The organism is Nonomuraea sp. NPDC059023 (genome assembly GCF_042740095.1).
Taxonomy (GTDB): Bacteria; Actinomycetota; Actinomycetes; order Streptosporangiales; family Streptosporangiaceae; genus Nonomuraea.
Genome location: NZ_JBHYIO010000006.1, coordinates 94,417 through 117,351, shown reverse-complemented (window position 1 = coordinate 117,351; position 22,935 = coordinate 94,417). Strand labels below are relative to the sequence as shown.

The following is a 22,935-nucleotide window of genomic DNA, read 5'->3' as shown; positions in this document are numbered from 1 at the left end:
CGGCCGTGTGGACCCCTCCGAGGCGCGGCCCCATCTCGGGGCGCGTCATGCCCGCGTGGCCCGCTCTGCGTGGCCCGCGGCCGTGTGGGCCCTTCCGGGGCGCGCTGCCGCTCTCGGGGGCGCCATGTCCGCGTTGGGGCGCTATGCCCGCGTGGGCCATTCCGGGTGGTCCACGGCCGTGTGAGAGCGCTCCGAGGGTTGCCCTTTGGGTGGTGCTGCTCCGGGTGGGGCGGATCTCGCGGGAGGTGGGCTCGCGCGAGGCCGCCTCCTCCCAAGGCATCGAGGGCGTGCTTGTCAGGGGACGGAGGCTCGGAAGCTTTAGGGGTCTCGGCTTTGGGTGGGGGTGGCTCCGGTTTCGCCGGAGTCGAGGTCGAGTTCCGGTTCGCGGCCCGGTGTCATGAAGTTGAAGCGCCGGATCAGGAACGTGAACACGACGTAGTACACGACCCCGTACACCACACCCAGCGCAAGGATGCCGACGATGTTCTGGGTGTTGGACTTGCCGATGTTGAGCAGCATGTCCAGCAGCCCGGCAGAGAAGCCGAACCCCAGCTGCCCCCCGATCAACGCCGTCAGTGCCATCGCGAGGCCGGTCAGCAGCGCGTGCACGACCAGCAGGACAGGCGCCACGAAGATGAAGGCGAACTCGATCGGCTCGGTGACGCCGGTGACGAATGAGGCGAGCGCGGCCGAGAGCATGATGCCGCCGACCGTGGCGCGCCGGTGTTTGGGGGCCGCGCGCCACATGGCGAGGGCGGCGGCGGGCAGCGCGAACATCATCACCGGGAAGAACCCGGCCATGAACTCTCCGGCGTTGGGGTCGCCGCCGAAGTAGCAGTTCCAGTCGCCGCTGAGGACCCGGCCGCCGACCTCGCATTGCGGCACGACGTACCAGACGATGGAGTTGACGAAGTGGTGCAGGCCGAGCGGGATGAGCAGCCGGTTGATCAGGCCGTAGATGCCCGCGCCGAGCGGGCCGAGGTTGGCCAGGCCCTCTCCGGCGTGTGAGATCCATTCGCCGAGCAACGGCCACGCCCAGCCGACGATGACGCCGAGCAGGAGGGCGACGATGGAGGTGATGATCGGTACGAACCGGCGCCCGCCGAAGAAGGCCAGCCAGGAGGGCAGTTTGATGCGGTAGAAGCGTTGCCAGAGCAGGGCCGCGACCAGGCCCATCATGATGCCGCCGAGCACCTTGGTGGGGTTCTGCAGGCCGTAGTCGATGATCTCTTTGACGCCCTCGGGTGTGGACTCCCTGATGAGCACGGTGTCGCGGATGCCCGAGCCGAAGAACATGACCTTGGTGACGCGGTCGAAGACCAGGTAGCCGACGACGGCGGCGAGCGCGGTGGTGCCGTCGGCCTTGCGGGCGAAGCCGATGGCGACGCCGACGGCGAAGATCAGGGGAAGGTTCTCGAACAGGGCGGATCCGGCGGCGTCGATGACCGCGGCGACGCTGCTCATCCAGGCGAACCCCGCGACGTCGGCCAGGCCGCCGGGCTTGGGGCCGTTGGAGCCGAGCATGTCGGGCTGGCCGAAACGCATTAACAGCCCGGCCGCTGGCAGCGCGGCGATGGGCAGCATGAGGGAGCGGCCTAACCGCTGCAGCACGTTCATGACGCGGGAGAGCGGCGACGGGGCGGCCGCTGTGGTCTCGTTCACTGCGGGAGTCCTCAGCGTCGAGCGGGCATTTCCAGGATGGTGCGCAGCTGGTAGCGATCGGCCCGGTAGGTGGACACGCCCAGCTCGGCGCAGACGCCGCCGGAGAAGGACCGGCGCTGGAGCAGGAGTACGGCTCCGCCGCGCGGCAGCTTCAGCAGGTCGGCGTCGCTGGGGTCGGCGATGCCGCCGTCTATGGTGAGCTCGCCGGCGTCCATGACGAGGCCGTAGCGGCTCTCCAGCAGCTCATACAGGGATCTGTCGGAAAGGTCGTGGTCGGCAAGGTTGGGGGCCAGCTTCACCGGGATGTGCGCGCGCTCGATGGACAGGGGCTCCCCGTCCGCGGTACGCAGCCGCTCGATGAAGTGGACCTCTTCGCCGGGCTGGATGCCCAGCTCCTTGGCCAGGTGCGCGCTGGCGCGCACCACGCGGCGGTCCAGGTCGCGCGAGCCGGGCTCCATGCCGCGGGCGCGCATGTCGTCGGTGAACGAGGTGAGCTGGAGCGCCAGCTCGATCTTCGGGCGGGCGACGAAGGTGCCTTTTCCCGGCACCCGGTGCAGCCGTCCCTCGGACACCAGGTGATCGACGGCCTGCCGTACCGTCATCCTGGACAGGCCGAAACGCTGGCAGAGCTCGCGCTCGGACGGGATCGCCGCGCCGATGCTGAGCTCGTTGCTGTCGATGAGGTCCAGCAGGATCTCGCGCAGCTGGAAGTACTTGGGCACCGGGCTGTCCGGATCGATGTGCGCCACGGATCCTCCCCTCGATCTGACCTGGTCGATGAGCTATGGTTCGTACTGGTCTAGTCCGGACTAGACCACATGCCGGAATTATCAGTCAAGCCGATGAGGACAAGATGACCACGAAGATGCGCAGCGAGATCGCCGAGCAGCCCGCGGCGCTGCGGGCCACCCTGGACTCCTTGCTCCCCAGAGTCGATGAGGTCAGGGCGCTGGGCGAGCAGACCCGTCAGCTGCTCTTCATCGCGCGCGGCACCTCGGACAATGCCGCAGTCTACGGGCGCTACCTGGTGGAATCACATGCGGGTCGGCTCTCCGCGCTCGCCGCTCCGTCCATCGCGACCACCTACAAGCGCAAGCTCGACCTCGACGGCGTGCTGGCCGTGGCCATCTCGCAGTCGGGCCGCACCGAGGAGATCGTCGAGACCCTGGCCTGGGCCAAGGACTGCGGCGCGAAGACCGTGGGCGTCACCAACGGTGGTCCGGACAGCCCGCTCGCCCAGGTCGCCGACCTGGCGCTGGTCACGCTGGCCGGCGAGGAGAAGGCCGTGCCCGCCACCAAGACGTACACCACGCAGCTGGCCGCGCTGGCCGTTCTCGCGCTGGGCCTGGGCGCCGACGTGGACGCCGACGACCTGCAGAAGGTCCCGGACGCGGTGGAGAAGCTGATCACCGACCCGGGCGACCTCGACGCCGTGGTCGAGGGCCTGGCCGACAAGCCGGGCGTGGTCGTCTCCGGCCGCGGCCTGGCGTTCTCGACCGCGCTGGAGACCGCGCTCAAGCTCAAGGAGGCCTGCTACCTGCACGCCATGGGCCTGTCCTACGCCGACCTCCTGCACGGTCCCATCGCCGTGGTCGACGCCGACACCCCCGCGCTGCTGGTCGCCGCGGAGAACAGCCCCACGCTGTCCGGCACCGTCGCGCTCGCCGAGCGCGTCGTGGCGGCGGGCGCGTCCGCTTTCACCATCGGCGGGGGTACGGCTCTCGCCGGCGCCGGCACCGCCGCCCTGAACGGCCCGGACCTGCCCGAGTGGGTCGCCCCGATGGGCCTGATCGTGCCCGGTCAGTTGCTCACCGAGTCGCTGGCCCGCAGGCTCGGCATCGACCCCGACGCGCCGCGCGGACTCAACAAGGTGACCCAGACCGACTGATCACAGAGCGTCGTTTAGCCTGGTCGGAGAGTATTCAGGAGGAGGACCGGATGGCGACGGACGTAAACGCGATCATCGCGGGACTCGGCGGCGCCGAGAACATCATCGAGATCGAACCCTGCATCACACGCCTGCGCACCGAGGTGCACGACGCCTCCAAGGTGGATCAGGCCGCGCTCAAGGCGGCCGGAGCCCACGGGGTGATGGCGGCGGGGAACGTGGTCCAGGTAGTCGTGGGGCCGGAGGCCGACACGATCGCCAGCGACATCGAGGACATCATCGGCTAGAGGGCGAGACCATGACGACTGTTCTCGCCCCGGTCGAGGGGGCAGCAGTGGGGTTGGCGGCCGTGCCCGATCCGGTCTTCTCCGCGGGCATGGTGGGGCCGGGCACGGCCATCGACCCCTTGCGGGGACCGGGCAAGGCAGTTGCCCCGATACCCGGAAAAATCATGAAATTGCATCCGCATGCCTACGTCATCGTGGGGGACGACGGCAGAGGCGTGCTGGTGCATCTGGGCATCGACACCGTCCAGCTCAAGGGGGAGGGGTTCCAGCTACTGGCGGCCGAGGGGGACCGGGTCAGCGCCGGTCAGCCGGTCGTCGCCTGGGACCCCGCGGCCATCGAGGCGGGGGGCCGCTCGCCCGTCTGCCCGGTGGTCGCACTGGACGCGGCGGCCGAGTCGGTGACCGGCGTCGCGGAGGGGGAGGTACACGTGGGGGACGAGCTCTTCAGGTGGGAATAGATCCGGAGCGCAGGAGCTCGGACCGAGAGCGCGAGGGACGAGCCAACGAGGGCCGAAGCGGGCGCGACCATGAGTGCGCGCTTTTCGACCTTGACGGGACGCTGATCAATACCGAAGCCCGGAGCATGGCCATGTGGCAGTTGCTGCTCGACAAGCACGACGTCAAGCAGGACGTGCGTGTCTTCATGGGCCGCAGGGGCCGCGACGTGATCCCCGAGGTGTTCCCCGGCCACGACGTCGAGGAGCTGATCCGCGAGGTCTACGGCTACAACGACCACCCGGAACTGCCCGAGATCGTGCCGGTGCCCGGCGCGGCCGAGCTGGTCCGCAAGGTCGCCGCGTACGGCTCGCCCATCGGCCTGGTCACCTCGGCCGGCCGCGCCTGGGCCGAGCTGCGCCTGGAGCAGGTGGGCGTACGCGGGCTGATCAGGGAGATCGTCGCGGCCGAGGACGTGGCCGTGGGCAAGCCGGACCCGGCGGGCTTCCTGCTCGGGGCCGAGCGGCTGGGCGCCGATCCGGCCGACTGCGTGGTGTTCGAGGACTCGCTGGCCGGGATAGCCGCGGCCAAGGCGGCCGGGATGCGTTGCGTCGGCGTCGCCACCTCGCACGCCGGCGACGAACTGGCCCAGGCCGACCTCGTGGTGGCCGATCTCACAGCGGTCGACTGGCCGCCGTTCACCTAAGGTTCAAACTGGTCTGGACCGCCATCATCAAGGAGGAAAGTCTCATGGCAGAGCGCAAGGCCGTCATCGCCGCGGAAGTGGGCCTGCACGCCCGTCCGGCGGCGACGTTCGTGCAGACGGCCACCAGGGCCCCGATCGACGTCACGGTCGGCAAGGCCGGCGGTCCCCAGGTCAACGCCAAGAGCATCCTGTCGGTCATGGGGCTGGACGTCCGCCAGGGCGAGACCATCGTGATCACGGCCGATGGCGAGGGCGCTGAGGACGTGCTGGACGAGCTGGTCAAGATCGCTGAGACGCCGTGAAGGGCACGGGGGTCAGCCAGGGGATCGGTCACGGTCCCGCGTACGTCCTGACGGCCTCGGTGCCCGAACCCCCCGCGGGCCAGACCTTCACCGGCGAGGCCGTCCAGGAGAAGGAGCGCGCGCTGGCCGCGCTCAAGCAGGTCGCCGGGGCCCTGGAGGCCCGCGGCGACAAGGCCGGCGGCGAGGCCAGGGAGATCCTGCAGGCGCAGGCCCTGATGGCCGAGGACCCCGGCCTGATCGTGGGCGTCAAGTCGCTCATCGACGGCGGCCTGGCCGCGCCCAGGGCCGTGTACGAGTCGTTCGGCAGGTACCGCGACCTGCTGGCCAAGGCCGGCGGCTACCTCGGTGAGCGGGTCGCCGACCTCGACGACATCCGCGACCGGGTGATCGCCCAGCTGACCGGGCTGCCGCTGCCCGGCCTGCCGGTCGAGGCGGCGGAGCCGTACGTGCTGATCGCCCGTGACCTGGCGCCGGCCGACACCGCGCTGCTGTCCAGGGACGTGGTGGCCGCGTTCGTCACCGAGGAGGGCGGGCCGACCAGCCATACCGCGATCCTGGCCAAGGCGATGGGGGTGCCCGCCGTCGTGGCCTGCGCGGGCGCGACGACGATCAGGCCCGGCGCCCGGGTGCTGGTCGACGGGTCCACCGGTGAGGTACGGCTGGAGCCGTCCGACGACGACGTGGCCACCGCGGTGGGGGCGCAGGAGAGCAGGCAGGCCGCGATCGCCGCGGTCCGCGGCCCGGGGCGGACCAAGGACGGGCACCTGGTGCCGCTCCTGGCCAACATCGGCGGTCCGGGAGACCTCGACCCCGCGCTGGCCAACGGCGCCGAGGGCGTGGGCCTGTACCGGACCGAGTTCCTGTTCCTGGACCGCGCGCAGGCGCCCTCGATCGAGGAGCAGGAAGCCGCGTACCGGGCGGTACTGGAGGCCTTCCCCGGCGGCAAGGTCGTGGTGCGCACGCTGGACGCCGGGGCGGACAAGCCGCTGGCCTTCCTGAAGCCGTCCGCGCCTGAGCCGAACCCGGCGCTGGGGGAGCGTGGGCTGCGGATGTTCCGCCTCCATCCGGAGGTGATGGCCGTGCAGCTGGCCGCCCTGGCCGCCGCGGCGGCAGGCACCGACGCCGAGCTGCACGTCATGGCGCCGATGGTGGCCACGGCCGAAGAGGCCAGGTGGTTCGCCGGAGCGTGCCGGGCCGCCGGGCTGCCGAGCGCGGGCGTGATGATCGAGGTGCCGGCGGCGGCGCTGCGCGCGCACGGACTCGCCCAGGAGGTCGACTTCTTCTCGATCGGGACCAACGACCTGTCGCAGTACACCTTCGCCGCCGACCGGCAGGTGGGCGCGCTGGCCGGGCTGCAGGACCCGTGGCAGCCGGCGCTGCTCGACCTCGTCGCCGCCACGGCCACCGCCGCCTCGGACAACGGGCGGCAGTGCGGAGTGTGCGGGGAGTCGGCGGCCGATCCGGTGCTGGCCTGCGTGCTGGCCGGGCTCGGGGTGAGCACGTTGTCGATGAGCGCGACGGCGCTGCCGGCCGTACGGGCGGCGCTGGCGGTGAGCACGCTGGACGAGTGCGGGCGCGCGGCGCACGCGGCGCGCGGGCAGGCGACGGCGCGGCACGCGCGCGCGGCGGCCCGCTCCAATTTGCCCGGACTCGCGGAGCTCGGACTTTAGCCTCCTGCGGCTCTTGCACGGCCTTGCCCGGATAACGTGTTGGACATGGTTGGACGCATCGGCACCGCAGGCATGCTCGTCTTCGCTCTGGGCGCGTGCGCGGGCGGAGGGGGCGGTCCGGCGACGCCGAGCTCGGCCGCGGCCGCCGCACAGCCGAGCCCGGCCGCCTCCGCGCCGACGTCGCAGAAGCCCCGGGTGGACGAGGTCGAGCGGCTGGTGAAGGCGATGAGCCGGGAGGAGAAGGTCGGGCAGCTGTTCATGCCCGTCGTGTACGGCACCGCCGCCGACACCGTCTCCGGCGAGAACCAGGCCAGGTTCGGCGCCCAGACGCCCGCGAAGGTCGTCGCCAAGTACCACCTCGGCGGCGTGATCCTGTTCCCGGCCAATGTCAAGAGCACCGCGCAGGTCGTCAGGCTCGCCAACGGCCTGCAGGCGGCGGCGAAGCGGGTTCCGCTGCTCATCGGTACCGACCAGGAGAACGGCCTGGTCTCGCGGATGTCGGCGCTGATGACCGATCTGCCCAGCGCCGACCGGATCGGCGCCACCGGGGACACGGAGTTCTCGCGGGCGGTCGCCAGGGCCACCGGCGACGAGCTGAAAGCCCTCGGGGTCAACCTCGACTTCGCCCCGGTCGCCGACGTGAACCTCAACCCGCGCAACCCGGTGATCGGCCGGCGGGCCTTCGGCGACGATCCGGCCAAGGTGGCCAAGATGGTGAGCGCGGCGGTCAAGGGCTTCGGGGAGGCCGGGGTGGCCAGCACCGCCAAGCACTTCCCCGGTCACGGCGACACCGCGACCGACAGCCACACCGGGCTTCCGGTGATCAAGCACACCCGGGCGCAGTGGGAGAAGCTGGACGCGCCGCCGTTCAAGGCCGCGATCGACGCGGGCGTGGACGCGGTCATGAGCGCGCACATCGTGATGCCGAAGCTGGACGACTCCGGCGATCCGGCCACGCTGTCCAAGCCCATCCTGACCGGGCTGCTGCGCGACAAGCTCGGCTTCAAGGGCGTGATCTCCACCGACGCCCTGAACATGGGCGGGGTACGCAAGAAGTACGGCGACGGCGAGGTGGCGGTACGCGCCGTGCTGGCCGGGGCCGACCTGCTGCTCATGCCCGCCGACTTCCCGAAGGCGTACAACGCGGTGCTGGGGGCGGTGAAGTCGGGCCGGATCTCCGAGGCGCGGCTGGACGCCTCGGTGACCCGGCTGCTCACGCTGAGGAAGAACCGCGGCTTCCTGACCGAGGCGCCGAAGGCCTCGGCCGAGCAGGCCGCGAAGGTGCTGCGCTCGGCGAAACACAGGAAGCTCGCCGCCCGCGCCGCCGGTTAGTGCTCGGCGCGCAGGCCGCTGGCGATGTACATGGCCGAGAGCATGGTGAACAGGTACGCCTGCAGGAACATGATGAACAGCTCGAAGGCCGTCAGCAGGATCGTCATCGCCACGCCCAGCAGCCCGACCGGGGCGCCCAGCGGGGTGAGCTTCTCCACCAGGAACCAGAAGCCGACCGAGCTGAAGAAGGCCAGCAGCATGTGGCCGGCGAACATGTTGGCGAAGACCCGGATGGCGTGGGTGGCCCACGAGAACAGGAACTGGTGCGCCAGCTCCATGGGCACGTAGATCCCCAGCGCCCACCTGGGCAGGTCGGGCGGGACGGACATGTTCCTGAGGTAGCCGGCGAATCCTTGATGCTTGACGCCCAGGTAGACCTTGAGAACGAAGATCGCGACGGCCAGCACCGCGGGGAAGGCGATGTGCGAGGAGGCCGGGAACTGGACGAACGGGATGAGGCCCACCAGGTTCCAGGTCAGGACCAGTAAGAACAGGGTGAACAGCAGGCCCATGAAGCGGTCGGCGTCGGCCCCCAGGAACGGCTTGGCGACCTGCTCGCGGACGAAGAGGTAGACGTACTCCCCGGCGTTCTGGACGCCACGGGGGACGATCTTGGGCTTGGCGAAGGCGGCCCAGCAGAAGGCGATGACGAGCCCCGCGCAGGCGACCGCGAGGAGCACGGGTTTGGTGAACCAGAAGGGGCCGCCGTCGATGATCGGCGGGAAGACGAAGATGTCCGGACCAGGGGCGCGATAGTCGTCGATGGTCACCATGCGGTCACCCTAACCAGCGTTAGGTTGAGCCCGATTCAGTGGTTATGTCCCGCCCGCCGCCGGCCGCGTTCCCGGGGGAATTACCCTAGAACGATATTCCATCACCGGGAGGTCTCCGTGGTCGCAGGGGTGCTGATCGACTGGGGCGGCGTGCTCACGACGAGCCTGTCCACCGCGATCGCCAAGTGGATCGAGGCCGATCGCATCGACGGCGCCCACTACCGCACGGTCATGCGCGGCCTCGTGGACCACGCCTACAACGGCGACGGCGAGAGCGTCGTACACGCGCTGGAGCGCGGGGAGATGCCGGGAGCGGCGTTCGAGCGGGACCTGGCGGCGCGGCTGCGCACCGTGGACGGGGCGCCGCCGGTCGCGGAGGGGCTGCTGGAGAGGATGTTCGCGGCTTTCGACCGGGTGGACGTCATGTACGACATGCTGCGGCTGGCGCGGAACGCGGGGATCAGAACCTGCCTGCTGTCGAACTCGTGGTCCAACACCTACCCGCGCGACGACTGGGACGAGGTCTTCGACGCGGTGGTGATCTCCGGCGAGGTGGGCATGCGCAAGCCCGAGCCGCGCATCTTCCACCACGCGCTCGGCCTGGTGGGCCTGCCCGGCGGGAGCTGCGTCTTCGTCGACGACATCGAGGCGAACATCACCGCCGCCCGCGGCCTCGGCATCACCGGCATCCACCACCGCGACGCGGACACGACCATCGCCGAACTCGAGACGCTCCTCCGGCTGCCGCTGCGGCGGGCATGATAGAGCTCTTGATTTCTCGGAAAGGCACATCATGCGCGTCTATCTGCCGTGCACGCTCCCCGCGCTGGCCAAGGCCGTCGCCGCGGGAGAGCTCGGCCCGGCCCCGTTGATCGGCTACGCGGTCACCCCCGCGCTGACCGAGTGGTACGCCTCCGGCGACACCGAAGAGCTCGAATACGTGGCGCTCACCGAGGCGGCCCGCGCCTCGCTGCGCATGCTCGCCGCCGACCGCGCCGACGGCGTGGACGCCGCGCCACGGCGGGTGGTGGTCGCGGCCGAGGTCCCCGACGGGGGGCTCACGGTGGGCGTGGACCTGGCCGAGCGCGCCAGGGTACGGCTGGCGGAGTCGGTCCCCCTGTCCAAGGTGGCCGCGGCACACGTGGACGACCTGTACGCCATCCCCGACATCGAAGCGGCCATCGCCGCCCTCCCGGCCGCGGACGACGGCGACGACGACGCCCGCTTCACCGTGGACGGCGCCGAGGCGCACGAACTGATGTGGTACGCGACCCAGGAGATCCCCGATCTCCTCCGTTAGGGTCATCCCAATTCGGAGATTGTTCTTGACTCTTTCGTGAACATCCCTTGTAGGCTGCCGTGGGTTTACACATCGGATAACACGAAGGAGTCTGTCTCAGTGAGAATCCGAGCCGCAGTAGCCGGAGTGGCGGCCACGGGGGCGCTTCTGGCCATGATGTCTCCCGCCGCGCACGCCGCTCGGAGCTACGACAAGCAGGACCCGTACAAGTCCGGCTGTGCCGCGTCGGGGATCGTCTCGAAGCAGAGCACGCTGGTCCAGAAGGGTTCGAACAAGAAGTACGGCACGATCAAGCTGATGTGGTCGCGCAAGTGCAAGACCAACTGGACCGAGATCTGGGTGTCCCCGCTCGACACCGGCCTCATCCGCGTCATCCTGGCCAAGCCCAACGGCAACGGCAACAGGGTGGTCCACTTCAACTACGGCGAGGGCAACGGCGGCCACCACTGGGGCGACATGATCGAGGGCGCCAACATCTGCGCCTGGGGCTACGCCGTGGCCAAGCACACCAAGTCCTGGGCCAACGGCAAGACCGCGCAGGCCTGCGGCTGATCACCCTGGCTCGCGGCTGATCAGCACGCGGGGGAGCCGCGGCCTTCGGGTCGCGGCTCCGTCGTGTTCACCGGAATGTCGCGATCGGCCGATAAGATTGTTCTGACATGACGAAGCACATCATCTGGGACTGGAACGGTACCCTCTTTCACGACATCGACGCGGTCGTCGGGGCGACCAACGAGGTCTTCAAGCCCTACGAACTGCCCATCCTCGACGCCGACGGCTTCCGCGCCGTCTACACCCGCCCGATCTGGCTGGCCTATGAGCGCATGCTCGGCCGCGCGCTCGAGGACGGGGAGTGGGAGCGGCTCGACGACGGCTTCCACGAGCACTACTTCCGCCTGAGCGTCGCCTGCGGCCTGGCCGCCGACGCCCTGGCCGCGCTGCAGGGCTGGGACGGCACGCAGTCGCTCTGCTCGATGGCGCCGCACGCGCACCTGGTCCCGCTGGTCGAGTCGTTCGCGATCCATCAGCACTTCACCAGGATCGACGGGCTGCTCGGCACCACCGGCGGCGAGAAGGCGGCGCACATGAGCGCCCACCTGGCCGCCATCGGCGTCGAACCCGCCGACGTCCTGGTGATCGGCGACAGCGTCGACGACGGGCTGGCCGCCCGGCACGTCGGCGCCCAGGCCGTCCTGTACACCGGCGGCATGACCACCAGGGCCGACCTCCAGGCCACCGGCCTGCCCGTGGTCGACACCCTGGCCGACGCCCTCTCCTACGCCTGAGCGGTCGCGTCGTTGACCTGAGCGGCGGGGATGGGCATCGTGGGGTCGGTGGGCAAGGTGGAAGAGACGCGTGACGGGGTCGAGTTCAGCAATCTGGGCCAGCCGCTGTTCGACGGGGCGGAGGCCACCAAGCGGGACCTGGTCGACTACCTGGACGCCGTGAGCGATCAGATCGTCGCGGCGCTGGACGAGCGGGCCCTGTCGGTGATCAGGGTACGGCCGGGCCAGCCGCCGTTCATGCAGAAGAACCTGCCCAAGTACGCGCCGGAGTGGATCGACAGCGTCACCCAGTGGGCCGAGAGCTCCCACCGCGAGGTCCGCTACGCCGTGTGCGGCGACCGGCGGACGTTGCTGTGGTTCGCCAACCAGCGGGCCGTCGAGTACCACCCGTCGCTGTTTCGCGGAGACCGGCCCACGCATCTGATCCTCGACCTTGACCCTCCGGCCGAGGACGGGGCGTTCGGGCTGGCCGTACAGGCTGCTCTGCTGGTGCGAGAGGCGCTGCGGGCGGACGGGCTGGAAGGGGCGGTGAAGACCAGCGGCGCCAAAGGCGTGCACGTGTTCGTGCCGGTCGCGGCGGGCACGGGCGTCGAGGACCTCGCCGCGGCGACCCGCGCGGTCGCCGCGCGCGCCGAGCGGCTCGACCCGGCGCTGGCGACCACCGCGTTCATCCGCGAGGACCGCGGGGGCAAGGTCTTCCTGGACTCCACCCGCGCGGGCGGCGCGACCGTGGTCGCCGCCTACAGTCCGCGGGTACGGCCCGGCGCCCCCGTCTCCTTCCCCGTCCCATGGGCGGACCTGGAGCGGGTGAGCCCGTCCGACTTCACCATCCACACCGCGCCCGGCCTGCTGTCCGGCGCGGACCCGTGGGCCGAGGCCATGCCGGAGCCGCAGCGCCTGCCCGACGACCTGGTCGCCGAGGGCCACACCATCCCGATCGCCCGGGTCCAGGCCATGCACGAGGGCAAGCGCCGCGCCGCCCGCGCCCGCAAGACCTCCTGACCGCTCAGGAGTGCCGGAGCAGGGCGGGGATGGGCGCGAGGAACATGGCGCAGGTGTAGGCGGCCAAGGGCAGCAGCATGAGCGTCGAGGAGATCGCGAACACGCTGAGGCAGGGCAGGTCGGCGCCCGATCCCGCGAGCAGGACGAGCGTGCCGACGACCAGCCCGGCGCCCGCGGTCGCGGCGGTGGCGAACCCGATGAGCCGGTCGTAGACCATCATGCGGCGGATGCGCCGCCGTCCCTGGACGGCGACCTGGGCGCCGGCGGACTGGAGCAGGTAGGAACGCAGCCGGCCCAGGGTGGAGCAGCTCGCGGCGGCGCCCACGGTGGTGGCGGTCATGCCGAGCGTGGCCAGCGCGATGCTCAGGACGCCTGCGTCGGCGCTGCGGCGGGCGGCGATGTCCTGGCGGGTGTGGACGGTGTAGGCGGAGCCCAGCTCGCCGGCGACCTGGTCGCGTACCGGTCCGGCGAGCGAGGCCGAGTCGAGCGTCACCTGCAGGCCGCTGAGCCTGATCGGGCTGACGAGAGCGGCGGCGGTCTGCGGGTTCAGGCCGAGCGTACCTCTGGCGATCATGGTTTTGTCCATGTCGACCTGGAGGATGCCGCTCACGCGCAGGTGGACCGGCGCGCCGCGCGGGTCGGTGACGGTGACGGTGCTGCCGACGCGGAGCCCGTAGGAGACGGCGCTGGACTCGTCCACGACGGCCTCGCCGTCGACGGCGGGCGGCTCGCCGTGGACGATGGGAAGCATGGGCAGGCCGTTGGCCGGCAGCGCGACGACCTCCATCGCGGTGGCGTCGGCCCGCGGCCAGCTGGCCCGTACGGTGCCGCCGCGCACCTCGCGCACGGCGGTGACGCCGGGGAGGGCGCGCAGGGCGGCGATCGTCCGGCCGGGGATCTGCGGCGGGCCGCCCTCGCGCGGAAAGCCGGCGGGCAGCACCGCGAGGTCCATGCGCTCGGACGAGAAGCATTGGGTCAGCCGCCCGGATTCCGTGCCGTTGCCGATCCAGGCGCCCATGATGAGCGCCGACCCGGCGATGACGGCGGCCAGGCAGGCAGCCAGGCAAAGCATGTGACGCCCTATAGCGCACTTCCACATAGCGTTAACCTCCGCAAATCACGCTATGTCGTGAAATGTCGCTTATCGTCATCCCCAGAGACGGTCGTGGCAACCATCTTCACGCTGGCGGCTCATCGAAACGCTGAGGCCGTACCAGATCATTCTCGTAGGCGAAGACGATGAGGCGGCTGCGGTGCGGCAGGTGCAGCTTGCCCAGCACGTTGTCCACGTGGGTGCGCACGGTGACCGGCGACAGCGACAGGCGCTCGGCGATCTGGGAGTTCGTCAGCCCGCGCGCCACCAGCGTGAACACCTCCTGCTCCCGTCGCGTCAGCTCGTCGAGTCTGCCCGCCGCCACCGGGGCCTCGTAGAGCTGCGGGCGGTACTCGTCGAGCAGGCGCTTGGCGAGCATGGGGGAGACGTAGGCGCCGCCGTCGGCGACGGTGTGGATGGCGCGCAGCAGTTCCTCCGGCGGCGCGTCCTTGAGCACGAACCCGTCAGCCCCCGCCGCCAGCCCCGCTCTGACCAGGCCGTCCTCGTCGAAGGCGGTCAGCAGCACGACGCACGTGCCCGGGAAGTCCGTGCGCATGCGGGCGGTGGCCTCGATCCCGTCCATGCCGTGCATGCGCACGTCCATGAGCACGACGTCGGCCGGCGTCTCGCGCAGCGCCGCCAGCGCCAGCGCGCCGTCCGACGCCTCGCCGACCACCAGGACGTCCGGCGCCGACCGCAGCACCATCCGCACGCCCGCGCGGATCAGCTCCTGGTCGTCCACGAGCAGGACCCGCAGGAGGTTCTCGCCGTCAGGCCGCATCGCCACTCTCCTTCGCGTACGGCAGGCGGCCCTCGGCCGCGCACGACAGTCGGACCGGGTACGGCAGGCGGGCCTCGACCACGAAGCCGCCCCCACGCCGCGTACCGGCGCTGAACTCGCCGCCGAGCCCGCGCACCCGCTCCCGCAGCCCGGCCAGTCCGTTGCCGCCGGCCGGCAGGGACACGGCCGCGAGCGGGCCGCCGCCGTCGTCCTCGACCTTCACGTAGGCCCCGGTCGCGGTGAAGGCGGCGAACACGGAGGCCGCGACGCCGCGCCCGGCGTGCTTGAGCACGTTCGTCAGCGCCTCGCCGACGACCTGCTGGGCGGCCAGGAGCACCTCGTCCGGCGCGGTGTCCGGCTCGCCCTCGACGCGTACCGCGATGCCGGGGACGCCGCTGCGCCGCATCCGCTGGACCAGGCCGTCGATCACCTCGCGCCACGGACGTGGGCAGGAGCCGGCGCGCAGGGCACTCACCAGTTCCCGCATGTCGTGCAGGGCGGCGCGGCCGCATTCGGCGATCTGCGCCAGGGCGGTCTTGGCGCCGGCCGGATCGGCGTCGAGCCCGAGCCGGGCGCCCTCGGCATGCGTGATCATCACGGTCACGTTGTGCGCCACGCTGTCGTGCAGGTCGCGGGCGATGCGCAGCCGTTCGCGGTCGACCGCCGCGCGTGCCTCGCCCTCCCTGGCCCGCTCGGCGAGCAGCAGCCGCTCCCTGATGCCCTGCATGACCATGCGCTTGGCCAGCACGTACCGTCCGGCGAACCACACCAGCACGATGAACAACAACTGGTTGGCCATCCACGGGAACGGCATCATCGACCTCGGGTAGGCCAGCGCCCAGATGACGTGGCCCGTGCAGGTGAGGATCAGCGCGGGCAGCGAGATCGCGAGGCCGCGGCTGACGGCCACGGTCGCCAGCGCGATGCAGACGCCCAGGTCGGCCAGCAGCGGCGGCCAGCCGTTGAGCATCTGGACCAGCGCGAGCGCGGACACCAGCGTGAACACGCCCACCGGATAGAGATGGCGCCACATCATCGGTGCCAGCAGGGCGATCGTCATCGCCAGGTCCGCCCAGGGCTGGTGGGGCGGCCACAGGTCGGCCAGCACCCAGCTCGCGACGGCCAGCGGGACGATCCAGATCAGATCACCCGCCAGGAATCGGGCCGTCGGCCGGAGGCGTGCTGTGGCACTCACGGGGTCAATATAAGTTTTCCCAGGTCAGAAGCTTGATCAATTCTTGCGTGTCGCCATGATGAGCGGGTTTCTTCTCACAAAGCATCACTACCGGCAATCATGCTTAAATGCCCTCGCGGGGCAGCTTCGCGGGGGCGGGAGCCGTACCCTGACATGAACCCCCTCAGGAGGCTGCCATCAACCGCCTTGTGCTCTGGAACATCGACCTCACGCTGGTCGACGTCGCGATCGTGACCCGCGACGCCTACGCGGAGGCCTTCCGGGTCGTGACCGGGCGGCCCCTGGTCAAACTCGTACCGGCACTGGGGCGGCCCGACTCCGAGATCGTCTTCGAGACGCTGGCCGTCAACGGGATCGTGGCCGAGGACGCCCACCTGCCCAAGTTCCTGTCGGCGCTGGCCATGGCCTTCGCCGACCGGCGTAAGCGGCTGGCCAAGGAGGGGCGGATGATGCCCGGGGCCAAGGACGCGCTCAAGGCCGTGGCCCGGCTCGACGGGGTGATCCAGACGGTGCTGACCGGCACCATCAAGAGCAACGCCGTGCACAAGCTCAAGGCGTTCGGGCTGGACAAGCACATCGACTTCGACCTCGGTGGCTATGGCGAGGAGGTCTACCCGAAGGCCACCTTGTTGCAGGTGGCGCAGGGGCGGGCCAAGCAGCGGGCCGGCACGCCGTTCACGGTGGCCAACACGGTGGTGATCGGCGACTCGACCCGCGACGTGCAGGCCGCCAAGATCGGTGGGGCGGCGATGATCGGGGTGGCTTCTGGGCGCTCCATGGCCTCGGAACTCCGTGAGGCGGGGGCCGACCTGGTCCTGCCCGACCTGACCAACGCCTCCGAGGTGGTCGCCGCCGTCGCCGGCCTCACCTCCCCTCTCGACCGCAAAGCCGTCTGACTTCCCGGCGGCACCCCCACCGAGCACAACTACCCGGCACCCCAGAGCGTGGACCGTGGGCAGCCGATGGGTTTCCTCCGCAGACGGGGCACAACTACCCGGCACCCAGAGGGCGGCGGAGCACCCAAAGCCCGTGATCCCGTGATCCGCGAGCCCGGCTCCACCGCCCGCGATCGGTGATCCCGGGGTTGTGGGCAGGGTGCTGTTGGGTGGTCCTTGCCGGGGGTGTGGGTGGTTAGGTCTGGGTGGGGAGGTTGTTGAGGAAGTAGGCGGCTATGGGGGCGGCTACCGCGGAGCCGGCGCCGCCTCCCTCCACGATGACGGAGAACGCCAGGTCCCCCTTGTAGCCGATGAACCACGAGTGGGCCGGTGGTTCCTTGCCTGAGCCGTACTCGGCGGTGCCGGTCTTGCCGGCCGTACCGGCGGGGAAGGGGGCTGCCTGGGCGGTGCCCTCGGAGACGACGGCGGGCATCAGGGTGCGCAATGCCTTCACGATGTCGTCCTCCAAAGGGCGGCGGGACTCGCCTTCGGTCGGGACCAGCTCGGCCGGTACGAGGCGGGGCGGGCGCCACGTGCCGGAGGCGATGGCGGCGGCCACGGCGGCCATGTTCAGGGGCGAGGCCAGGACGCGGCCCTGGCCGATGGAGGCGGAGGCGAGGTCGGTGTCGTCCTTGGCGGCGGGGAAGTCGGCCCGCACCGCGGGTACGCCGGGGTCGATGGGGACGCCGAAGCCGAAGTCCCCGGCCACCTTTGCCAGCCGGGAGGCGCCGAGCGAGCCCACGGTCATGGCGCCGAACGTGGTGTTGCACGAGTGGGCGAAGGCGTCACGGAACGGCAGGCTGCCGTAGTCCTTGTAGCCGGCGTTGTGGAAGGGGAAGCCGCCGATGTTCTGCTCGGCGGGGCACTTGACCGTCTGGGCGGCCGAGACGCCGTCGGCGACCAGCGCGGAGGCGGTGACGACCTTGAAGGTGGAGCCGGGCGGGTACTTGCCCATGAGCGCCCGGTCGAACCCGCCCCGGTTGTTGACGACGGCCAGGATCTCGCCGGTCGAGGGGCGCAGGGCGACCAGCGCGGCGGGCTTCTTGGTGAGCCGGAGCGCCTTCGCCCCGGCTGCGTGCACGCGCAGGTCGAGCGTGGTCTGGAACGGCTCCCGCTTCGCCGCGCTGACCTCTTCGAGGGTTTTGACCAGCTTGTCGCCGTCCTCGTACAGGTTGATCTTGGCGGTGTTGGGCACGCGTAGCCGGTCGACGTACTTCGTCTTCAGCCCGGCCACGATCTGCTGCACGGAACCGGGTACGTCCGCGGCGTCGATGCGCGTGCCGCCGGCGGCCAGGACGGGCACGGTCTCGTCCTTGCCGGTCACCAGCCGCAGCGACCGGCCGGGCTTGAGCTCGGGGTGGATGGTGGCGGGCGTCCAGGCGACCATCCAGCGCCGGTCCTTCTCGACCAGATGGAGTTTGCCCTCGTAGTCCAGGTCGGGCCCCCGCCCGGTGAGCCTGGCCCCGAAGCTCTCGTAGCCGAGGTCGGCGGCGCTCGCGGCGAACACCCCGCCGGTCCTGGTCGCGGTGAACGACTGCCGTTCCAGCTTGAGGTCGCGGCGTACCTTCTCGTGCCACTCGACGAAGTCCTTGGGCGGATCGGCCACCAGCGCCTTCATGGCGGCATAGTCGTTGCTCGACCAGGCCGACAGATAGGCGTCGGCGGTCTTCTCCGCCGAGCCCTCGGTACGCAGGGCCCAGACGACGCCGCCCGCCGCGACGGCGGGCACGAGCACCCCCGCGACCACCCACGGCCACCTGCGCCGCCGTCGCCGCGGTGGTCCCTCCTGCCGCAACTCGCCCAGCATCGGTCCCCCTGTCATAGCCATGACGCAGAGAACACCAGACACCACCAAACCATGTCCAATATGGATATAGGCCCAGAGTAGATATAAATCCGGATATCATCGCTGGCCATGGACCTTGTCCGGCACCTGCGCTACTTCACCGTGGTGGCGGAGGAACTTCACTTCGGCAACGCCGCCATCCGCCTCGGCATGGCCCAGCCGCCGCTCAGCCAGCGCATCAAGCGCCTGGAGGAGGAGCTTGGCGTGCGCCTGTTCGACCGTTCGGCGCGTCAGGTCCGCCTGACCGAGGCGGGCCGCCTCCTGCTCGGCGAGGCCCGCGAGATCGTCGCCCGCGTCGACCGCCTGCGCGAGCTGGCCAGGCACGGCGAGGGCGCGGTGCTCAAGGTGGGGGTCCCGCCCGACCTGGCCGCCGCGGTGATCGCCGCCCTGGTCGCGGGCTTCCGCGAAAGCCATCCCGAGGTACGGCTGGCGCCCGCCGAGATCTGGACCGCCGACCAGGTGGCCGCCCTGGCCGGCGGCACGATCGACGTCGGCGTCGTCCGCCACCCGGTGACCGCCCCCGGCCTGTACTTCGGCCAGACGCTCGTCCAGCCCCAGGGCGTGCTGCTGGCCGAGGGCGACGAGCTGAGCCAGCGCGCCGAGGTGCACCTGGCCGACCTGGCCGGGCGCGAGCTGCTCATGCCGCCGAAGGAGGGCGAGCCGGGCATGCACGCGGAGGCGCTGGCAGAATGCCGTCGCCGTGGGTACGTTCCCGCGCAGGTGCACGAAGGGTCGGGTCTCGGGCTGGTCATGGCAGGGGCCGCGGTCGCGTTCGGGCCACGGCAGGAGTCGCCGGGGCTGGTCTGGCGGCCGCTGATCGGCTCGCCGCTGTCCTACCGGATCTCCACCGCGTGGCGGGTGGCCTCCGACACGGTGGCCGGCTTCTCGGCGGCAGCCGTACGAACACTGAAGGAGAGCGCCGGGATGGCGGAACAGAGCTCGGCGCCCGTGCGGCGGGTCAGCCGCAGGCCGGGGGCGCTGGCATGAACGAGATCGAACTGGGCGAGGTGTTCGCCGCGGCCGGGGTCGAGGGGTGGCTGCACGCGGTCGACATCGACGGCGGGCGCGAGTGCGGCTACCAGCAGGACGAGGCCAGGCCGATCGCCTCGGTGTTCAAGGTGCCGCTGCTCGTGGAGCTGTGCAGGCAGGCCGACGCGGGCCGGGTCGATCTGGCGGAGCGGGTGCTGGTGCCGGCGGCGGGGCGTACGTCGGGGCCGACGGGGCTCTCGGCGATGCGGGACGAGGTGACGATCTCGCTGCGCGACCTGGCGTATCTGATGATCGCGGTCAGCGACAACGCCTCCGCCGACGTGCTGGTCGAGCGGGTGGGGCTGGACGCGGTCAACGCCATGCTGGCGGGGTTCGGGCTGGACGGCACCCGGGTGACCATGAACGGCGCGACGATGCTGGACAGCATGGCCGAGGACAGCGGGCATGGCTGGCCGTTCCAGGACCTCGACGAGCTGGCGCGGATGCGGGCGCTGGACCCCGCGCGGACCAACAGCAGCACGCCGCGGGAGCTGACGCGGCTGTTCGCGATGATCTGGCGAGACGAGGCGGCCTCGGCCGAGCTGTGCGGGTGGATGCGCGAGGTGTTCGCGCTGCAGGTGTGGCCGCACCGGCTGGCGGCGGGCTTCCCGTACGACGATGTGGATGTGAGCGGAAAGACCGGCACTCTGCCGACTATTCGCAACGAAGCGGGGGTAGTGGAGTATCCCGATGGCGGCCGCTACGCCGTGGCCGTTTTCACCCGATCGTTCAGCCCCGCGGTGAACCAGCCGAGGGCCGACGCGGTCATCGGCACGGCGGCGCATATGGCGGTTGACCACCTAAGAAGGTAGCGGGATGTGTGGGCGGTCGAGTGTGACTTTCCACCTGGCGAACGACAGGATGGGCGCATGGTTGAGGAAGGTGCACTTGTCTGGGAGCCGACCGCCGAGGTGATCGGGCGGGCCAAGCTGACCGCCTACCTGCGCGAGCAGGACCGGATCGGCGCGCGGTACGAGGACGTGTGGCAGTGGTCGGTCGACAGCCCGGCGGAGTTCTGGCAGTCGCTCTGGGACTACTTCGGGGTGGTCGGGGAGCGTGGTGACGGGCCCGTCCTCACCGGGACGATGCCCGGCGCGGAGTGGTTCTCCGGCTCCTCGCTGAACTACGCCGAGAACGCGCTCGCCCGTGGCGAGGGCACCGCGGTCGTCTTCGTCTCCGAGGACGGCGCCCGCCAGGAGATCGGCTACGACGAGCTGCGCTCGGAGGTGGGCAGGGTCCGCGCCGGTCTGGTGCGGCTCGGCGTGGGGCGCGGCGACCGCGTCGCCGGCTACCTGCCGAACATCCCGCAGGCGCTCATCGCCTTCCTGGCCACCGCCTCGCTCGGGGCGATCTGGTCGGCCGGTTCGCCCGACTTCGGCGTGCCCAGCATCGTCGACCGGTTCCGGCAGATCGCGCCCAAGGTGCTGATCGCGGTCGACGGCTACGCGTACAACGGCAAGAGCTTCGACCGCTCGGCCGCCGTCGCCGAGATCGCCGCCGCGCTGCCCTCGCTGCGCGCGACTGTGTGGATCCCGTACCTGACCGCCGCCGAGGAGGGCCGCCCGCCGCAGCGGGCCGAGCCCGCGCCCGGCCACGCCGCCGCGGTGCCGTCCGGCGAGGTGGTCGGCTGGGAGGGGCTGCGCGCGGAGGAGGGGCCGCTGGAGTTCGAGCGCGTGCCCTTCGGCCACCCGCTGTGGATCCTGTACTCCAGCGGCACCACCGGACTGCCCAAGCCGATCGTGCACGGGCACGGCGGCGTGGTGCTGGAACACCTGAAGTCGCTCTCCTTCCACCAGGACCTCGGTGAAGGCGATGTGTTCTTCTGGTACACCACCACGGGCTGGATGATGTGGAACTACCTCATCGGGGCCCTGCTGGTCGACGCGGTGCCGGTCCTGTACGACGGGGCGCCCAACGACCTGTGGAAGATCGCCGCCGCCGAAGGGGTCACGTACTTCGGGGTCGGCGCGCCGTACATCATCGCCTCGATGAAGTCGGACGTACGGCCGGCCGGCCTCGACCGGCTGCGGGGTATCGGCTCGACCGGATCGCCCCTGCCGCCCGAGGGGTTCGCGTGGGTGGCCGAGACGCTGCCCGGCGTGCCGCTGGGCTCCTTTTCCGGCGGCACGGACGTGTGCACCGGCTTCGTCGGCGCCACCCCGCTGCACGAGATCAGGGCGGGCGTGATCCCGTGCCGGTCGCTGGGCGCGGCCATCGCCTCCTTCGACCCGACGGGCAAGCCGGTGATCGGTGAGGTGGGCGAGCTGGTGCTGACCGCGCCGATGCCCTCGATGCCGGTGATGTTCTGGAACGACCCCGGCGGCGAGCGCTACCGCGACAGCTACTTCGACGTCTACCCCGGCGTCTGGCGGCACGGCGACTGGATCAAGATCAACGAAGACGGCTCCTGCGTGATCTACGGCCGCTCCGACTCGACGCTGAACCGCGGCGGTGTGCGGATGGGCACCAGCGAGTTCTACCGGGTCGTCGAGCGCTTCGAGGAGATCGCCGACAGCCTGGTCATCGACACCGGGCAGCTCGGCCAGGAGGGCCGACTGCTGCTCTACGTCACCCTCGCCGAGGGCGCCACGCTCACCGACGAGCTGGTGGCGGCGCTGAAGACCACGCTGCGCGAGGAGCTGTCACCCCGGCACGTGCCCAACGAGATCCGCGAGGTGCCCGGCATCCCGCGGACCCTGTCGGGCAAGAAGCTGGAGGTGCCGGTGCGCAAGATCCTGCTCGGCACCCCCGTCGAGCAGGCCGCCAACCCCGACGCCATGGCCAACCCCGAGGTGCTGCGCCACTTCAGGCCCTGACCGCGGACAGCGCCCGGCTCCAGGTGACGACCTGGTCGAGCATCATGGTGACCTGGTCCTCCTGGTGGGGGCGCGGCCTGAAGACGCTGAAGTCCTCGAAGTCGGCGTGCAGCAGCAGCTCCACCCCGGCCTGCACGTTGGCCACCTTGACCTGGCCGAGCACCTGCCGCAGGTGCTCGGCCGCGCGTACGCCGCCGCTCACGCCGTAGCCGACGACTCCGGCTGACTTGTCATGCCATTCGGCGTACAGGAAGTCGATGGCGGTCTTCAGCACGCCCGGAGTGCCCCGGTTGTACTCCGGGGTCACGAAGACGAAGCCGTCGTATCCGGCGATCGTCTCCGACCAGATCTTGGTGTGCGGGTGGTCGTAAGCGCCGGAAGCCGCCGCCGCGGCCAGCGCCTCGTCGAGGTGGGGCAGCTGATGGTCCTTGAGGTCGATCAGTTCGTACGCGGCGTCGTCGCGCTTGGTGGCCAGTTCGTGAACCCAGCGGGCTACGGCCTCGCCGTTGCGGCCGGGACGGGTGCTGCCGATGATGATGCCGATCTTCGTCATGCGTTCCAGAGTAGGAAACCGGGCGAAGACCTCCAATGCGCTGC

The 22,935-nt window shown here is 70.8% G+C and carries 24 protein-coding genes; 16 read left to right on the top strand and 8 right to left on the bottom strand.

Annotation, left to right across the window (positions count from 1 at the left end):
• Positions 1 to 318: 318 nt before the first annotated feature.
• On the bottom strand, positions 319 to 1,662 hold the full coding sequence (locus ACFWYW_RS12560) for a PTS transporter subunit EIIC (protein ID WP_379609853.1): 1,344 nt from the start codon (positions 1,660 to 1,662) through the stop codon (positions 319 to 321).
• An 11-nt stretch (positions 1,663 to 1,673) separates the two neighbouring features.
• Positions 1,674 to 2,411: a GntR family transcriptional regulator gene (locus tag ACFWYW_RS12555; RefSeq protein WP_184957724.1), complete on the bottom strand. Its 738-nt coding sequence runs from the start codon at positions 2,409 to 2,411 to the stop codon at positions 1,674 to 1,676.
• Positions 2,412 to 2,515: 104 nt separating this feature from the next.
• On the opposite strand from ACFWYW_RS12555, the gene ACFWYW_RS12550 reads away from it, so the two are divergent.
• The 7 genes from ACFWYW_RS12550 to nagZ are packed head-to-tail and all read left to right on the top strand — an operon-like array spanning position 2,516 to position 8,282.
• Positions 2,516 to 3,550: an SIS domain-containing protein gene (locus tag ACFWYW_RS12550; protein WP_379609852.1), complete on the top strand. Its 1,035-nt coding sequence runs from the start codon at positions 2,516 to 2,518 to the stop codon at positions 3,548 to 3,550.
• 50 nt (positions 3,551 to 3,600) lie between these two features.
• The gene (locus tag ACFWYW_RS12545; protein ID WP_184957722.1) at positions 3,601 to 3,837 is read left to right on the top strand and encodes a glucose PTS transporter subunit EIIB; all 237 of its coding nucleotides are present in this window, start codon (positions 3,601 to 3,603) and stop codon (positions 3,835 to 3,837) included.
• Between the two features lie 11 nt (positions 3,838 to 3,848).
• Positions 3,849 to 4,295, top strand: a complete 447-nt coding sequence (locus ACFWYW_RS12540; protein WP_184957721.1) for a PTS glucose transporter subunit IIA — start codon at positions 3,849 to 3,851, stop codon at positions 4,293 to 4,295.
• Positions 4,286 to 4,978, top strand: coding sequence for an HAD family hydrolase (locus tag ACFWYW_RS12535; RefSeq protein ID WP_379609851.1), 693 nt, complete (start codon positions 4,286 to 4,288; stop codon positions 4,976 to 4,978). Before ACFWYW_RS12540 ends, ACFWYW_RS12535 begins: the two co-directional genes overlap by 10 nt.
• A gap of 44 nt (positions 4,979 to 5,022) precedes the next feature.
• Positions 5,023 to 5,280 carry an HPr family phosphocarrier protein gene (locus tag ACFWYW_RS12530; protein ID WP_379609850.1) on the top strand — a complete coding sequence of 86 codons (258 nt, stop codon included), beginning with the start codon at positions 5,023 to 5,025 and terminating at the stop codon, positions 5,278 to 5,280.
• Positions 5,277 to 6,950 carry a phosphoenolpyruvate--protein phosphotransferase gene (ptsP, locus tag ACFWYW_RS12525; RefSeq protein ID WP_379609849.1) on the top strand — a complete coding sequence of 558 codons (1,674 nt, stop codon included), beginning with the start codon at positions 5,277 to 5,279 and terminating at the stop codon, positions 6,948 to 6,950. The genes ACFWYW_RS12530 and ptsP overlap by 4 nt, the downstream gene beginning before the upstream one ends.
• 45 nt (positions 6,951 to 6,995) lie before the next feature.
• A complete protein-coding gene (gene nagZ / locus ACFWYW_RS12520; protein ID WP_379609848.1) occupies positions 6,996 to 8,282 on the top strand; it encodes a beta-N-acetylhexosaminidase in 1,287 nt (428 codons plus the stop codon).
• Here the strand turns inward: nagZ and atpB are convergent.
• The gene (gene atpB / locus ACFWYW_RS12515) at positions 8,279 to 9,055 is read right to left on the bottom strand and encodes a F0F1 ATP synthase subunit A (RefSeq protein WP_379609847.1); all 777 of its coding nucleotides are present in this window, start codon (positions 9,053 to 9,055) and stop codon (positions 8,279 to 8,281) included. The two genes, nagZ and atpB, sit on opposite strands and share 4 nt — an antisense overlap.
• 117 nt (positions 9,056 to 9,172) lie before the next feature.
• Between atpB and ACFWYW_RS12510 the strand changes: the two genes are divergently transcribed.
• The 5 genes from ACFWYW_RS12510 to ACFWYW_RS12490 all read left to right on the top strand — a co-directional run bounded on the left by ACFWYW_RS12510 (position 9,173) and on the right by ACFWYW_RS12490 (position 12,643).
• Positions 9,173 to 9,817 carry an HAD family hydrolase gene (locus tag ACFWYW_RS12510; protein WP_379609846.1) on the top strand — a complete coding sequence of 215 codons (645 nt, stop codon included), beginning with the start codon at positions 9,173 to 9,175 and terminating at the stop codon, positions 9,815 to 9,817.
• Between the two features lie 31 nt (positions 9,818 to 9,848).
• Positions 9,849 to 10,355, top strand: a complete 507-nt coding sequence (locus ACFWYW_RS12505; RefSeq protein ID WP_379609845.1) for a DUF6912 family protein — start codon at positions 9,849 to 9,851, stop codon at positions 10,353 to 10,355.
• 99 nt (positions 10,356 to 10,454) lie between these two features.
• Positions 10,455 to 10,907 carry a DUF2690 domain-containing protein gene (locus ACFWYW_RS12500; RefSeq protein ID WP_379609844.1) on the top strand — a complete coding sequence of 151 codons (453 nt, stop codon included), beginning with the start codon at positions 10,455 to 10,457 and terminating at the stop codon, positions 10,905 to 10,907.
• A gap of 107 nt (positions 10,908 to 11,014) precedes the next feature.
• The gene (locus ACFWYW_RS12495; RefSeq protein ID WP_379609843.1) at positions 11,015 to 11,641 is read left to right on the top strand and encodes an HAD family hydrolase; all 627 of its coding nucleotides are present in this window, start codon (positions 11,015 to 11,017) and stop codon (positions 11,639 to 11,641) included.
• A 48-nt stretch (positions 11,642 to 11,689) separates the two neighbouring features.
• On the top strand, positions 11,690 to 12,643 hold the full coding sequence (locus ACFWYW_RS12490) for a DNA polymerase domain-containing protein (protein WP_379609842.1): 954 nt from the start codon (positions 11,690 to 11,692) through the stop codon (positions 12,641 to 12,643).
• A gap of 4 nt (positions 12,644 to 12,647) precedes the next feature.
• Here ACFWYW_RS12490 and ACFWYW_RS12485 read toward each other — a convergent pair whose 3' ends face one another.
• The 3 genes from ACFWYW_RS12485 to ACFWYW_RS12475 all read right to left on the bottom strand — a co-directional run bounded on the left by ACFWYW_RS12485 (position 12,648) and on the right by ACFWYW_RS12475 (position 15,712).
• Positions 12,648 to 13,715, bottom strand: a complete 1,068-nt coding sequence (locus tag ACFWYW_RS12485; protein ID WP_379609841.1) for a hypothetical protein — start codon at positions 13,713 to 13,715, stop codon at positions 12,648 to 12,650.
• A gap of 106 nt (positions 13,716 to 13,821) precedes the next feature.
• The gene (locus ACFWYW_RS12480; protein WP_379609840.1) at positions 13,822 to 14,517 is read right to left on the bottom strand and encodes a response regulator; all 696 of its coding nucleotides are present in this window, start codon (positions 14,515 to 14,517) and stop codon (positions 13,822 to 13,824) included.
• Positions 14,507 to 15,712 (bottom strand): sensor histidine kinase, encoded by a 1,206-nt coding sequence (locus ACFWYW_RS12475; RefSeq protein ID WP_379609839.1) that lies wholly within the window; start codon positions 15,710 to 15,712, stop codon positions 14,507 to 14,509. Before ACFWYW_RS12475 ends, ACFWYW_RS12480 begins: the two co-directional genes overlap by 11 nt.
• Before the next feature lie 188 nt (positions 15,713 to 15,900).
• Here ACFWYW_RS12475 and ACFWYW_RS12470 point away from each other — a divergent pair, with 188 nt between their 5' ends.
• On the top strand, positions 15,901 to 16,608 hold the full coding sequence (locus ACFWYW_RS12470) for an HAD family hydrolase (RefSeq protein WP_379609838.1): 708 nt from the start codon (positions 15,901 to 15,903) through the stop codon (positions 16,606 to 16,608).
• A 235-nt stretch (positions 16,609 to 16,843) separates the two neighbouring features.
• Here ACFWYW_RS12470 and ACFWYW_RS12465 read toward each other — a convergent pair whose 3' ends face one another.
• Positions 16,844 to 18,475, bottom strand: a complete 1,632-nt coding sequence (locus ACFWYW_RS12465; protein WP_379609837.1) for a penicillin-binding transpeptidase domain-containing protein — start codon at positions 18,473 to 18,475, stop codon at positions 16,844 to 16,846.
• 87 nt (positions 18,476 to 18,562) lie between these two features.
• Here ACFWYW_RS12465 and ACFWYW_RS12460 point away from each other — a divergent pair, with 87 nt between their 5' ends.
• Genes ACFWYW_RS12460 through ACFWYW_RS12450 form a run of 3 tightly spaced genes read left to right on the top strand, consistent with a single transcriptional unit; the run spans position 18,563 to position 22,338 of the window.
• Positions 18,563 to 19,480: a LysR family transcriptional regulator gene (locus ACFWYW_RS12460; protein WP_379609836.1), complete on the top strand. Its 918-nt coding sequence runs from the start codon at positions 18,563 to 18,565 to the stop codon at positions 19,478 to 19,480.
• Complete coding sequence (locus ACFWYW_RS12455; RefSeq protein WP_379609835.1) at positions 19,477 to 20,334, top strand: serine hydrolase; 858 nt, start codon at positions 19,477 to 19,479, stop codon at positions 20,332 to 20,334. The genes ACFWYW_RS12460 and ACFWYW_RS12455 overlap by 4 nt, the downstream gene beginning before the upstream one ends.
• Before the next feature lie 57 nt (positions 20,335 to 20,391).
• Entirely contained in the window at positions 20,392 to 22,338 is a 1,947-nt protein-coding gene (locus tag ACFWYW_RS12450; protein WP_379609834.1) for an acetoacetate--CoA ligase, read from the top strand.
• On the opposite strand, the gene ACFWYW_RS12445 is transcribed toward ACFWYW_RS12450, so the two are convergent.
• Positions 22,328 to 22,891 carry an NADPH-dependent FMN reductase gene (locus ACFWYW_RS12445; protein ID WP_379630900.1) on the bottom strand — a complete coding sequence of 188 codons (564 nt, stop codon included), beginning with the start codon at positions 22,889 to 22,891 and terminating at the stop codon, positions 22,328 to 22,330. The genes ACFWYW_RS12450 and ACFWYW_RS12445 overlap by 11 nt on opposite strands.
• Positions 22,892 to 22,935: the final 44 nt, after the last annotated feature.

Coding starts and splice junctions, on each gene's coding strand:
- ACFWYW_RS12550 (WP_379609852.1), top strand. CDS start 2,516: ATGACCACGAAGATGCGCAGCGAGATCGCCGAGCAGCCCGCGGCGCTG.
- nagZ (WP_379609848.1), top strand. CDS start 6,996: ATGGTTGGACGCATCGGCACCGCAGGCATGCTCGTCTTCGCTCTGGGC.
- ACFWYW_RS12545 (WP_184957722.1), top strand. CDS start 3,601: ATGGCGACGGACGTAAACGCGATCATCGCGGGACTCGGCGGCGCCGAG.
- ACFWYW_RS12505 (WP_379609845.1), top strand. CDS start 9,849: ATGCGCGTCTATCTGCCGTGCACGCTCCCCGCGCTGGCCAAGGCCGTC.
- ACFWYW_RS12465 (WP_379609837.1), bottom strand. CDS start 18,475: ATGGCTATGACAGGGGGACCGATGCTGGGCGAGTTGCGGCAGGAGGGA.
- ACFWYW_RS12450 (WP_379609834.1), top strand. CDS start 20,392: ATGGTTGAGGAAGGTGCACTTGTCTGGGAGCCGACCGCCGAGGTGATC.
- atpB (WP_379609847.1), bottom strand. CDS start 9,055: ATGGTGACCATCGACGACTATCGCGCCCCTGGTCCGGACATCTTCGTC.
- ACFWYW_RS12445 (WP_379630900.1), bottom strand. CDS start 22,891: ATGACGAAGATCGGCATCATCATCGGCAGCACCCGTCCCGGCCGCAAC.
- ACFWYW_RS12495 (WP_379609843.1), top strand. CDS start 11,015: ATGACGAAGCACATCATCTGGGACTGGAACGGTACCCTCTTTCACGAC.
- ACFWYW_RS12480 (WP_379609840.1), bottom strand. CDS start 14,517: ATGCGGCCTGACGGCGAGAACCTCCTGCGGGTCCTGCTCGTGGACGAC.
- ACFWYW_RS12455 (WP_379609835.1), top strand. CDS start 19,477: ATGAACGAGATCGAACTGGGCGAGGTGTTCGCCGCGGCCGGGGTCGAG.
- ACFWYW_RS12485 (WP_379609841.1), bottom strand. CDS start 13,715: ATGCTTTGCCTGGCTGCCTGCCTGGCCGCCGTCATCGCCGGGTCGGCG.
- ACFWYW_RS12530 (WP_379609850.1), top strand. CDS start 5,023: ATGGCAGAGCGCAAGGCCGTCATCGCCGCGGAAGTGGGCCTGCACGCC.
- ACFWYW_RS12460 (WP_379609836.1), top strand. CDS start 18,563: ATGGACCTTGTCCGGCACCTGCGCTACTTCACCGTGGTGGCGGAGGAA.
- ACFWYW_RS12540 (WP_184957721.1), top strand. CDS start 3,849: ATGACGACTGTTCTCGCCCCGGTCGAGGGGGCAGCAGTGGGGTTGGCG.